Raw genomic sequence first — 13,525 nt, 5'->3', positions numbered from 1 at the left:
ACGGATGGCCGTCATCCGGCGGAGACCTGGTAGGCGTCGCCGTCACCGAGGCGCGCGGCGGGGTCCAGCAGCATCGCCGCCTCCTGACGCTTCTCCGGCGCGCCGTGGTCGAAACGACGGTCCGGTGGCCGCTCGTACATCGGCGCACCGCCGGCAATGGCCGACGCGAGTCGACGCTGACCGGCCAGCACACGGGCGTCCGCGCGTCGCTGGTAGTCCGCACGCTGCGCCGGGTCGAGCGCAGCGATGAACGCCTGCGGGTGCACCAGCGCGACCAGGCCCGAAACATGGCCGAAGCCAAGGCTGGTCACCAGCCCGGCCTTGAGCGGGAACTTCTCACCGAGCCGCAGGGTCTCGCGCACCCAGACGAAGTGGGCCGAGTCGGACAGTTCGTCGTCCACGCAATCCAGGCTGCGGTTCGGCGGGATCACCCCGTCGCGCAGTATCTGGCACAGGCCCATCATCTGGAACACCGCCGCGCCACCCTTGGCGTGCCCGGTGAGGCTCTTCTGCGACACCACGAACAGCGGAGCACCGTGGGAGCGGCCCAGCGAATCGGCCAGCCGCTCATGCAGTTCGGTCTCGTTGGGATCGTTGGCCAGGGTCGACGTGTCGTGCTTGGAGATGACCGCGATGTCGTCGGCACCGACGCCCAGCTTGCCGAGCGAGCGCGCCAACTGCGATTCCTTGCCGCCGCGGGCGGCGCCCAGTGCGCCCAGCCCCGGGGCCGGGATCGAGGTGTGCACGCCGTCGGCGAACGACTGCGCGTAGGCCACCACCGCCAACACGGGCAGGCCCATCTTGAGCGCCAGGTCGCCCCGCGCGAGCAGGATGGTGCCGCCGCCCTGCGCCTCGAGGAATCCGAGCCGCCGCCGGTCGTTGGGCCTGGAGAACTTCGAGTCGTGGATGCCGCGACCCCGCATCATGCCGGTGTCGGCGGTGGCGGCCATGTCACCGAAGCCGATGATGGCTTCCAGCGTCAGGTCGTCGAAGCCGCCGGCGACCACGAGCTCGGCCTTGCCGAGGCGAATCTTGTCGACACCCTCTTCGACCGACACCGCCGCGGTCGCGCATGCGCCGACCGGGTGGATCATCGCGCCGTAGCTACCGACATAGCTCTGAATTACGTGCGCGGCAACGACATTCGGCAGAACTTCCTGCAAGATGTCGTTCGGCTTGTTCCGGCCGAGCAGGTTGCCGTGATACATGGTCTGCATCGACGTCATACCGCCCATACCGGTGCCCTGCGTGCTGGCCACCAGGCCGGGGTGCACCCACCGCATCAACTCGGTCGGGGTGAATCCCGAAGAGAGGAACGCATCGACGGTCGCGACGATGTTCCACAGCGCCACCCGGTCCGTCGAGCTGGCCATGTCCTGGCTGATGCCGAACACGGTCGGATCGAACCCGGTGGGGATCTGCGCGCCGACGGTTCGCGACAGCTTGGTCTTGCGCGGCACCCGGATCTCGGTGCCGGCCTTGCGGATGACCTGCCAGTCACTGGAGTCCGGCACCGGCCGGATGACCGTGTGCTCCGGATCGAACTCGACGAAGGCGCGAGCGTCGGCCTCCGACGACACCACGAAGGCGAAGTCCTTGTCCAGGAACACCGACACCAGCAGCGGCGACGCGTGATCGGGGTCGATCGCGCCGTCATCGACGAACTCACGGATGCCCACCCTCTCGACCACGATGTCGTGGTAGCGCTCGACCAACTCGGACTCGTCGACCAAGTCGCCGGATTCGGTGTCGTACCAACCGGGTTGGGGATCGTCTTCCCAGCGGATCAAGCCGGTGGTCCACGCCAGCTCCAGGACGCCCGCCGCCGACAGCTCGTTGTCGACCTCCATCTCGAACCGGGTGCGCGACGAGCCGTACGGTCCGAGCTCGGCGCCACCGACGATCACCACCAGATCGGCCGGGTCGACGTCGAGGTCCGCCCATTCCGGGGGCGGTGCCGGGCTGAACCCGCGCGGCGGGGATGGCAGCGCGGCAATGCTGCCCTCGGCCTCGAGGGCTTCGGGGTCATCGTCCTCACCCGAGGTGGCCTGCTCGCGGGCCTTGGCGGCCAACTCGGCCATGTCGAGGTTGGCCTCAGCCAGCCCGCCGGTCAGATCCGCCTTGATCGGTGCGCCGGCGGCGGCCACCTTGGACTCGATATCGCAGAGGGCCAGCAGCATTGCCGCCATCTCGTCGGTCGAGTAGGTGGTGACACCGGCCTCCTCGACGGCGTCGACGATCGCGTCGTTGTGGCCCATCAGCCCGGTGCCGCGGGTCCAGCCGATCAGCGCGTGCGCCAGGCTGACCCTTGCCGCCCAGGAGGATTCGGCGTGCCAACGGCTCACCAGGGCGTCCAGCGCCGACTTGGCCTCACCGTAAGCGCCGTCACCGCCGAACATTCCGCGGTTAGGTGAACCGGGCAGCACGACGTGCAGCCGCGACGCGATGTCGCGCTCGGCGCCGATCTTCGACAGCCCGCCGATCAACCGCTGCACCGCCCACAGCAGGACCTTCATCTCCATCTCGGAGCGGGAGCCGGCCTCCGACAGGTCGCCGACAACGCGCGGCGCGGCGAACGGGAACAGCAGCGTCGGGCTCTGCGCGTCCTTGATGTGAATCGACTGCGGCCCAAGGCTTTCGGACTGCTCGGTGCCGACCCACTCGACGAGTGCGTCGATGTCGGAGTAGGACGCCATGTTGGCCGCGACCACCCACAGCGCCGCGCCGTAACGCGCGTGGTCGCGATACAGGCCGCGGTAGAACGCCAGCCGCTCATCGTCGAGCTTCGACGTCGTGGCGATGACGGTGGCGCCGCCATCGAGCAGTCGCGCGACAACCGAGGCCGCGATCGAGCCCTTGGAGGCGCCCGTCACCACGGCGACTTCGTTGCGGTAGGAGCCAGGATCCGGATTCTCGGCGCCGGCCGCGATCCGGCCGAACAACGACCCGTGGATCTGACGGCCCGCGGACAGGGCCCTGCCCTGCCACCAGGTGGCCTGGGTGGCCACGACATGGCCTGCGCCCTCGAACCTTTCGGACAGGCCCAGCCACCGGGCGTCGATGTCGCCCTCGTCGGTCAGCCACAGCTTGACCAGGTCTTCGCGGGCGCTGGCCCACCGGTCGTCGAACAGCACGGCCTTCTTCGGCTCGAACACCGGCGCGACCAGACGTGGCCAGTCCGCGCCGAGTTCGGTCGTCACCAGGTCGATGAGCTCGGCATCGGTGGCCGCAGGCGACGCGCTGACCGGGTCGTCGAGGCCCAGCTGGTTCAGCACCAAACGGGCGGCCGAGGCCAGCACGCCGTCGCGGCCGGTGATCTGGTCGGTGAATTCGCCCAGAGCGGCCGCGTCGATGGTCGCACCGCCACCGCCACCGCCCGAAGACGGCAGCGCCACCGCAATACCGCGACGCGCGGCAACGGAAGCGACCGCGGCATCGACGGCCTTGTCGACGGCGGCGGCGTCGGCCAATGCACCCTCGTGCAGATGACCCATGGCGCCGCCACGGACGCTGGTGCCCTCGCGGGTCCCCAGGGCGACCTCGACCGTGACGTGCTTGGCCCAACCCTCGCCCAGCTCCCAGGTCTTCTTGACCCGTTCGGCGATCGCGGCGGGCCGCTTACCCGAGGGCCCCAGCACCGTGCGCAGCTGGTCGTTGATCGCGTCGGAAAGCACTGGGCCGTAAGGCTTGTAGGTGCGGGCCAGCTTGGTCACCTGGGCGCGCAGCCCGGCCAGGTCGGCTTCCGCGGCGCCGTCGATGGCGCCGAGGTTCAACTCCGAACCCAGGTCCACCAGCAGCTGGTTGCGCCGCGATGAGGCACCGTCGGTGATGGATTCGATGGAATCCAGCTCCTCGATCTGGTCGATGCGCATCTTGGCCGACAGCGCGATCAACGCCAAAGTCGCGTCGGCGGCGTCGAATCCGATGTCGTCGGGGCGTGGAGTACCTGACGGAGCTGCGGCGGCAGCCGGAGCGACGGCAGGGACGGCATTGGGACTAGGCGCGCCTTCCGACGCGACAGCGTCGGACTCCCCCGATGCCTCGTCCTCGAATTCCGGCTCGGGGTCGGTGTCGGTCGCGAACAGCACCGCGGCGTCGCGCTCGGCGTTGAGCACTTCGACTGTGCTGTGCGCAAATTCGGGCAGCTTGAGGGTGTTGGTAGCCAGCCCCGCCACGGTCGGCGCGGACTTCACACCGATCTCGACGAATCGCTCCACACCCAGGCCGCCGGCGGCCTCCTCGGTGAACAGCAGGTCCTGGGTCTCTATCCAGCGCACCGGGCTGGCGAACTGCCATGCCAGCAGCTCGATCAGGACGGTGCGCGCCATCTCGATGCGACGCTCGGCGAGCCAGGTGTCGTAGTCGGCGAGGATCGGGTCGAGCGGCTCGGCCGGCACCAGGTCGCGGATCTCCTGGATGAAGTCGCGGTCCAGGGTGAACGGGCGGGGCACCAGGTTGGGAATGTAGCGCCCGATGATGACGTCGGGGTCCTTGTCGCGCGGCATGACTCGGTCGAGCGAGCGCCGGAACTCCGCCACCCCCACTCGCAACACCCGCGAGTGGAAGGGCACGTCGATGCCCGGCACCAGGATGAACGAGCGCTTGCCACCGGTGATCTCGCGGCGGCGCTCCACCTCGGCTTCGAGCGCCTCCAGGCCACGCACCGTGCCGGCGATCGCATACTGCGACCCGCGCAGGTTGAAGTTCACGATCTCCAGGAATTCACCGGTATCCGCCGCAATGTCGGCGACAAACCCCGGGACCTCGTCATCCGGGAGGTCGATCTGCGAAGGCCGGATCGCCGCGAGCCGGTAGTTGGACCGGCCCAGTTCGTCGCGCGGCACGATGTCATGCATTTTCGATCCGCGGTGAAACACCGTCTCCAGCAACGCCTCCAGCTCGTAGATACCCGTCACGCAGGCCAGCGCTGTGTACTCACCGACGGAGTGCCCGCAGGCGATCGCGCCTTCGACGAAGGCACCCTGTTCGCGCATCTCGGCGACCTGCGCCGCCGCCACGGTGGCCATCGCAACCTGGGTGAACTGCGTCAGGTACAGCACGCCCTCCGGGTGGTTGTACGGCACACCGCTGGCGATGATGCTGGTCGGGTTGTCGCGCACCACGTGCAGCACCGAGAAACCCAGCGTGTCGCGGGTGAACTTGTCCGCCTTGTCCCACACCTTGCGGGCGGCCTTGGACCGGGCCCGGACGTCCATGCCCATGCCCTTGTGCTGAATACCCTGGCCGGGGAACGCGTAGACGGTGTGCGGGGAGGCCAGGCGCGCCGTCGCCGACATCACCAGGTCCGACCCGATGCGGGCGGTGACTTCCAAAACCTCTGCGCCCTGGTCGATTCCGACACGATCGACACGGAACGCGACCTCGTCGCCGGGACACACCATGCCCAGGAAGCGGGCGGTCCAGCCGATCAGCCGCGCCGGCGGGCGGGCCTGACCGTCGGTGGCGGTCGCCGCGTGCTGGGCGGCGGCCGAGAGCCACATACCGTGCACGATGGGCGATTCCAGGCCGGCCAGCAGCGCGGCCGCCCGGTCGGTGTGGATGGGGTTGTGGTCACCGGACACCACCGCGAACGGGCGCATGTCGACGGGTGCGGCGATGGTGATGTCGCGGCGGCGCCGGCGCGGGGTGTCGGTCGCGTTCTCCGAGACCGCGCCGCCGGCGCGCGCCGGGTCGGTCAGTTCGGCCGTCCCGGTGCGTCCAAGGATCGCGAAACGCTCGTCGAGGGTGGCGATCACCCGACCGTCGGTGTCGGCGACGCTGACCGAGACGGGGACGACGCGCCCCATGTCGGTGTCGGCGGCCGCCAAAGCCGTTGCGGTGACGGTTAATTGAGCCGGGCCCTTCGGCAATGCGCCGACCATGTGCGCCGCGTGGTCGAGGTGCACCAGGCTCAGCAGGCCCTCCACGACCGGAATGCCGGTGTCGGTGATCGCCGAACCGATGGCCGAAAAGACCGCGGGCCAGCACGGGCCGACCAGGGCGTCGGGCACGGTGGTGAGGCTGGGCGCCAATGACTCCCCGAAGGTGGCCGTGACCCCGGTGTGGTCGGCGACGCGCTCGGGATCCCAGTCCACCGTGACGGTGGCCGTTCCGTCGGTGACCGGGGGCATGAACTCCGGCCCGTCGACGCCGGCGGCGATCGCCAGCACCGCGCGCATGGCCGTGGCGGCGTCGTCGGTGGAGACCACCGGTGTGGCGCCGTCAACGATGTTGGGGGGCAAGGTGAATGGGATCTCGATCCAGACTCCCGACACCGGGACACTGAGGACGACACGGTCGTCGTCGATCTCGAGGCGCGCCCCGGTGGACGAATGTGTGGCGCGGCGGCTTTCGCGTCCGTCTTGCACCAGCCACTCGGAGGGGTCGGCGATCCGATGGACCGGGTTGACCGCGGTGCGGCCGGCCCACTGCACGTCGGGGGCGTCCAGCACCGCGGCCAGGGGTCCGGTCACATCGGCGCGGCCGGTCCGGCGCGACGTGACGGCCTTCGGCTCCATTCCGGCGGCGAGCGCCGCGTCGACGGCCGCCTGCTCGAAGCGGTCCAGCAGTTCACCGACGGGTTCATCCATTCGGGTGATCCCGGCCACGGCCGCGGTACCCGGAATGATGCACACCTGGTCGGCGTCGTAGCGGGCGTCGTGGGCCTGCCACAGCGAGTCGCTTCGCCACCAGCGCCGCACGTCCTTGTCGATGACCGGCACGAAGTTGACCGGCTTGCCCAGCGTCTTGCACAGGGTGACGAAGAAAGGGACGTCGGCCGGGTGCAGTTGGACTGTCTCGGCGTCGGGGTAGCGGTCCAACAGCAGATCGATTGCCGCGCCGGGGTTCTCCAGCAGTCCGTCGTCGTTGTAGAGGGTGTCGATGGGACCGAAATCCTGTGGGTGCAAACGCGCCTCGGCCCGCTGCAGCATCTGCTGGAAACGGTCACGCCAGGTGTCGGCCAGCCACGCGCTGCCCGGCGAGGCGGTGTCGGCGGTCGAGTCGCCGTCGCCGATGGCCAGCTCGACGTAGCGCCGCAGCCACTGCAGGTAGGTCATCTCGCCGGCATCGCCGAAGTAGGGCTTGGCGGTGGTGGCCATCGCCGCGATAATCTCGGCGCGGCGTTCGGCGACGGCGTCGGCGTCACCGGCGACCTCGTCGAGAAGCCGACCGCACCGCGAGGCGCTGTTGTCGATCTCGTGAATGTCCGCGCCAAGCTGGCTGCGGCTCGACGCCATACCGCCGGAGGCTTTCCCGGCGCCGATCCACTGGTCGGTGCCCTGGGTTTCCACCAGCATCCGCTTGACCGACGGCGACGTGGTGGCCTCCTTGGCCGCCATCGCCGCCGTGCCGACCAGGATGCCGTCGATCGGCATCAGCGGGAAGCCGTAGGCCTGGGCCCAGCGCCCAGACAGGTATTCGGCCGCCCGCTCGGGCGTGCCGATGCCACCGCCGACACAGACGGTGATGTTGGACCGCGACCGCAATTCCGAGTAGGTGGCCAGCAGCAGGTCGTCGAGGTCCTCCCACGAGTGGTGGCCACCGGCGCGGCCGCCCTCGATGTGCGCGATCACCGGCTTGGTGGACACCTCGGTCGCGATGCGGATGACCGAGCGGATCTGCTCGACGGTGCCGGGCTTGAAGACGACGTGGCTGATGCCGACGTCGCCCAGCTCCTCGATCAGCTCGACGGCTTCCTCCAGGTCGGGGATGCCGGCGCTGATCACCAGACCGTCGATTGCCGCGCCGGACTGACGCGCCTTTTGCACCAGCCGCTTTCCGCCGACCTGCAGCTTCCACAGGTAGGGGTCGAGGAACAGCGCGTTGAACTGGTAGGTGCGACCGTCCTCGAGCAGCCCGGAGAGCTGCTCGATGCGGTCGGCGAAGATCTCCTCGGTGACCTGCCCACCGCCGGCCAGCTCGGCCCAGTGCCCGGCGTTGGCGGCGGCGGCGACGATCTTGGCGTCGACCGTGGTCGGGGTCATGCCCGCGAGCAGAATCGGCGAACGGCCGGTCAGCCGGGTGAACTTCGTCGAGAGCTTGACCCTGCCGTCGGGCAGGCGAACCAGCGTCGGGGCGTAGCTCGACCAGGCCCGCGCCACCTCGGGGACGGCGCCGACGGTAAAGAGGTTGCGCTGACCGCCGCGGGTCGCGGCGGGCACGATGCCCACGCCGAGCCCACGGATCACCGGCGCGGTCAGCCGGGTCAGGATGTCGCCGGGGCCCAGGTCGAGAATCCACCGGGCTCCGGCGTCGTTGACGCGGGTGATCTCCTCCACCCAGTCGACCCGACGCACCAGAATGGATTCGGTCAGTTCCCGGGCCAGGGCGACGTCCAGGCCGACCTTCTCGGCCCAGTTGCCGACGATGTCGATGCCGTCGGCCAACCGGGGCGTGTGGAAGCCCACCTCGACTTGCACCGGGTCGAACACCGGCGAGAAAACGTCACCGCCGCGTAGCTTGTTCTTGCGGTCGGCCTCCTCCTTCTCCGAGATCTGCTGGCAGTAGAGCTCGAAGCGGGACAACTGTTCCGGGGTGCCGGTGATGACGACCGAACGGCGGCCGTTGCGGATGGACAGCACGGGCGGCAGCACGGTCCGCACGTCCTGTGCGAACTCGTCGAGCAGCCGGCTGATGCGCTCGGGATCCGCATTGGTGACCGACACCATCGGCGGGCGGTCGCCGAGCACGGAGATTCCGCGCCGACGGGCCACCAGCGTCCCGGCCGCACCGATCAGCTGGGCCAACGCCAGCAGTTCGACGTCGCGGGCGCCCCCACCCTTGAGCGCCTCGACGGCGAGTACACCCTGGGAATGTCCGGCGACGGCCACCGGCGGTGTCGCGCTCAGGTCCATGCCTTGCCGCGCCAGCGCGCGGACGGCCGCGATCTGGGTGAGTAGCACACCCGGGATGGACACCGCGGCCGAGGTCAGGTGCTTATTCGAGGGGATCGGGTCCTCGGCGGCCAGCGCGCGGACCCACGACAGCGGCTCGAAGCCGATGGGACGCACCACCACCAGCTCTTTTGCGACCGGTTCGAGGAGCAGGTCCACCTCACCGGCCAGGGTTGCCAGATCCGATTCGATGCCGGCCGACGACACCAGTTCTTCGAGGGTCTCCAGCCAGGCGCTGCCCTGGCCACCGAATGCCACCGCGTAGGGCTCACCGGCCGTCAGGCGGTCGACAAGCGCATGGGTGTCCCCGGCTGGGTGCTTGCTCCCCTGCGGACCGTGCCCGTCTCGATCGGCGGACACTCGGTCATGCTCGTGGATCGTCACCTTCTCTGTCTCCCCTGGTATGCGTCTTTACGTATCGGTTCGTGTGGCCGGTCACCACCAGACGGTGGACCCCGCCCATACCGGTCGATGCGGCGTGGTTCAGCGTCGAATCACAGCCGGGAAACGGCTGGCCGGTGTGTTGTCGGCGGACCGTCCGGATGGTGCTGAGCGGCGCGGCGGACTTCATCGGCTGTACTAAGGGTGTCATAAGATTCGGGCCTCGTTTTGCGAGGTGATCGGTTACTGACGAGTTCTACGCATGGGTAACCGTGTCGTGGGTAACGCGCGCTTTAACCCACGACACGGACGCGGTTCACAAACCTGCTGCATGCAGGTGGTTACGGTCGAGTAGCTATAACTGCGCAGATCAAAGCAGTTTTGTTACCGAATCGTTATATAAAAATTTCGGGCCGCGGAACGCGGTCTAAGCGGTATCGGCGACACCATCCGCCGAGCGCGCGCGTGCGCCCGGCCCGAAAATGAGCGAACGAGTGTTTGCTGGACTTTCTCAGAGTCCGAGTCCCGGTCGGGCCGGACGGCGATGTGGGTCGCTAGGCCCACTGTCCGAATTGGGGTTTGAGGATCTCGTTGATGTCCACTCCGACCCCGCCGACGCTGCGTTTGTCGATTTCAACTTGGTGCAAGTTGGCGGCGGGATGCGCGTACCCCTTCGGTGAACCCCAGTTGTGCTGCCAGAAATAAGAGCCCAAACCGTCGTGCAGTGCCCAGTCGATGGTCTTCGAATTGGCGTACACGCCTGTGCGCTGATGACCGATCACCGACTCCCACGACCGCAGGTACGGCGCTATCTGGCTTTTGTACTGCTCGTAGGAGGGATCGTCATCGATCGAGGCATAAATGGGCGCGGTGGCGGGCCCGCCGGCCGCGGCGTGGAGTTGCGTTCCACGTTGCGCATGCTGCAGGCCGGCGTTGCCGCCGCCCAGCCAGTCCGCGGTGTTGCCCTTGCCGTACTGGTAGCAGGACACGATCTTGAGTCCGTTGCTGTGGAGGTCGCGCGCTTCGGCGACCTGGATCGGCTTGCCCAGCATCCACTTGCCGCCGGGCCGGCGATCCGATACGTACCGGATCGACCCGACGGCGCCGGCGGCCCGGATCTGGCTGGCCGGAATGACCCCGGCCGCATAGTCCAGCAGGGTGCCCAGCGACGCCGAGGCGGGCGCGGCGCGCAATGACGCACCCGCGACGCCCAGACCCAACAGGGCCGGCGCCGCGGTCGCGAATTTGAACAGGTCGCGCCGCGACACGGAGGACACAAGCCACAGGGTACGACACAAACCTCATATGACACATTGATCACACTGGTCACATGTGTGTCACGGTGCCGTATCGGCGCGCAAGCGCGCCCGCCGCCCCCAACATCGCATAGGGACCGGTCACCGCGAACAGCCTCAGCAGCGAACGGGCCTGGGGATCGCCGCGCGATCGCGCAGCGATACCCGCAGGTGCTCCGGTACATCGGCTCCCGTTAGCGCGCCGGAGGCCGTTTGGACCTTATTTTATTATCACTATAAAGTTAGTAGGGTTACCGCGAGCACTTGACCGCAATCGGAGTTCAGATGGAACACGACCAGCTCATCGACCTGACCCGGCGTGCGTTGAAGTTGGCGCGCGACAAGACAACCGACCTCGCACCGAGCGAGCACAGGGTCAACGCGCGTGACTACACCAGCATCGAACGCCACCACGTCGACCGGGCCATGCTGCTGGCCAGCCCGCAGTTGGTCGGCTACGTATCCGAACTTCCCGCCCCCGGGGCGTATTGCACCAAGACGGTGATGGGGCGGTCCATCCTGTTGACCCGAACCTCCGATGGGTCGGTGAAGGCGTTCGACAACGTCTGCCTGCATCGGCAGTCGCGGGTCGTCACGGGATGCGGCACCGCCAAGCGGTTCACCTGTCCCTACCACGCGTGGACCTACGACAACACCGGGCGGTTGGTCGGGCTGCCGGGGCGCGAGGGCTTTCCGGACGCGGCGATCGCAACGGCGGCGAAGCCGGGCGCCGCGGGTCGCCGCCAAACCGACATGACCCCGCGCTCCGACGGGCTGACCGAACTGCCGGCCACCGAATACGCCGGATTCCTATGGGTGTCACTGGATCCCGGCACGACACTGGACGTGGCCGCGCACCTGGGTCCACTCGCCGACGAACTCGATTCCTGGGGAATCGGGCGCTGGTCCCCGTTGGGCGAAAAGGTGCTCGACTGTCCGATCAACTGGAAACTGGCGATCGACACCTTCGCCGAGAACTACCATTTCGCCACCGTCCATCGACAGACCTTCGCCACCATCGCACGCAGCAACTGCACGGTGTTCGACTCCTACGGCCCGCACCACCGGCTGATCTTCCCGCTCAACACCATCCTGGAGCTCGACGCCGTGCCCGAGGAACAATGGAACCCGTTCCACAACATGGTCGTGATCTACGCACTGTTCCCCAACATCGTGCTGTCGGTGACGATCGCCAACGGCGAGCTGTTCCGCATCTATCCCGGGGACCAGCCCGGCAGGTCAATTACCGTCCACCAGAACGCCACACCGCAGGACCTGTCCGACGAATCGGTCGCCGCCGGCGCTCAAGCCGTCTTCGAATATGCGCACGCCACCGTGCGCGACGAGGACTACCGGTTGGTCGAGGGGCTGCAGGCCAATCTCGAGTCGGGCGCCCGCGACCACCTGGTATTCGGCCGCAACGAGCCGGGATTGCAGCACCGCCACATCACGTGGGCCGAGGCGCTGGCGGGCTCAGCTACCTGACTCATCCGCCGACAGCACGGCCACCAGGTCATCCAATAGCATTGCCAGCACGCCAGTTTGGGCGGGGCGCACCGTGGCGAGCAGTTCAACCGCCTCGCGCCGACGGCCGGCGGCCACCAACGGCGCCAACTGATCCACGGTCGTCTGCAGGCCGGGATCGGACGGTTCGGTATTTGTGACGGTGGTGGTGAGTACGTCGACCAGCTCCCAATCCCGATACAGTGCGAGCGACCGTTCGTTGAAGGCGAACGCGGTCACCGGTTGGCCCCCCAGCGTCCCGCGGTAGCGGTACGGACCTTCCATGTATTCGATCGGCAGACCATGAGCGGGGGCCGGCACAACGGGCTCGCCGACTATGTCGAGTCCCAGTGTGGGGCAAGTGATCCGGTGGCGATCGGGCATGTACCGGGCCGGGGCGAGAGGGCGCACCAGCGGCCGCACCGCCTCCGGCCACCGGACGTAGCTACTGACCGTGACCTCGATATCTTCGGCGCATTGCGGCGATGTGGCGGGGTCGGGATAGCTCGCGGTGACGCCGGTAAACGGCTGCAGGACGTTGTCGTTCGTGCGGTCGAACTGTCGCCAGATGCTCAAATCGACGCCGTTGTCGAAGTTGATGGTGCGCCATTCGTGAGACCTGGCCCGCGGGTCCCCCGCGGTTCCCCCGCCGCCGGCGTATTTCGGGAACCACTGCCGATCGATGTGGCCGCTGCTGCCGGAAACCTGGTGGATCTCCTCTCCCCAGCACAGGGTGCCGGTCATCGCCATACCGGTCTGGAAGTAGGAGTAGGTGTCGTGTTGGCCGAAGCAGACGATCTTGCCGTTGTACGTCGATGCACCCACCGGAGTCGGTGCGCGCGTGGGGGTTACGGCCAGGTCCAGCCGCATGCGCCGGCCGGAATGGTCCTCCCCCACCAGGCTGACGCGGTAGGTGTAGGGCAGTAAACCACCGTCGCCGTTGCGGCACGTGGCCCATGACGCGGTGCCGGCGCCGCTGGCATAGCTGATGTCGAGGTGGCCTGTGGCGAGCTCCAGCTTGCGTGTCGCCCCCGGTTCGAGGTTGGCCGGCGGCATGTCGTAATCCGTGTAGGTGCCGTAATCGCCGGTATCGAGGTCGAAGAGCGCCATCGTGTAGAAGTCGGCGACGATCGTCCCGCCGGGCCGGTTCTTGTTGAAGATGGCCAGGAAGGCAAATGACCGGTCCGCCTCTGCGGCGTCCAGCTGGCCCGCGATGAACCAGGTGTCCGACTCCTGATCGGGGTGTTCGCCTTCGGCGGCGGGAAACTCGAGCTGGTCGTCGCCGGGCACCAACTGGAATGGGTAACTGCGCCAGTCGCTATTCATATCGTGCCTCGCCTCGACATCGTCGCTGATGATCCGCCTGCGGCTTCCTGACTCGCCCTTTCTTGGCTATGTTAGCGTCAATAGCGAATTACGGTCACGGTCTCGTCCCGTACCCACCGCTGCCTC

Annotated in this window: 4 protein-coding genes; 1 reads left to right on the top strand and 3 read right to left on the bottom strand. The window is 67.9% G+C overall.

Going from position 1 to position 13,525, the window contains the following annotated elements:
- Positions 1-11: 11 nt before the first annotated feature.
- On the bottom strand, positions 12-9,278 hold the full coding sequence (locus tag EPN51_RS26345) for a type I polyketide synthase (protein WP_293048789.1): 9,267 nt from the start codon (positions 9,276-9,278) through the stop codon (positions 12-14).
- 551 nt (positions 9,279-9,829) lie between these two features.
- On the bottom strand, positions 9,830-10,552 hold the full coding sequence (locus EPN51_RS26340; RefSeq protein ID WP_293048787.1) for a DUF1906 domain-containing protein: 723 nt from the start codon (positions 10,550-10,552) through the stop codon (positions 9,830-9,832).
- 303 nt (positions 10,553-10,855) lie between these two features.
- On the opposite strand from EPN51_RS26340, the gene EPN51_RS26335 reads away from it, so the two are divergent.
- A complete protein-coding gene (locus EPN51_RS26335; protein ID WP_293048785.1) occupies positions 10,856-12,055 on the top strand; it encodes an SRPBCC family protein in 1,200 nt (399 codons plus the stop codon).
- Here the strand turns inward: EPN51_RS26335 and EPN51_RS26330 are convergent.
- On the bottom strand, positions 12,044-13,399 hold the full coding sequence (locus EPN51_RS26330) for a lipocalin-like domain-containing protein (RefSeq protein WP_293048783.1): 1,356 nt from the start codon (positions 13,397-13,399) through the stop codon (positions 12,044-12,046). The two genes, EPN51_RS26335 and EPN51_RS26330, sit on opposite strands and share 12 nt — an antisense overlap.
- Positions 13,400-13,525 lie beyond the last annotated feature (126 nt).

This window comes from Mycobacterium sp., from assembly GCF_004298145.1.
Taxonomy (GTDB): Bacteria; Actinomycetota; Actinomycetes; order Mycobacteriales; family Mycobacteriaceae; genus Mycobacterium.
This window is presented reverse-complemented; position numbering and strand designations above follow the sequence as displayed.

Bases quoted from the DNA above. Each gene is read 5' to 3' on its own strand.
- EPN51_RS26335 (WP_293048785.1), top strand. From the start codon at position 10,856: ATGGAACACGACCAGCTCATCGACCTGACCCGGCGTGCGTTGAAGTTG.
- EPN51_RS26330 (WP_293048783.1), bottom strand. From the start codon at position 13,399: ATGAATAGCGACTGGCGCAGTTACCCATTCCAGTTGGTGCCCGGCGAC.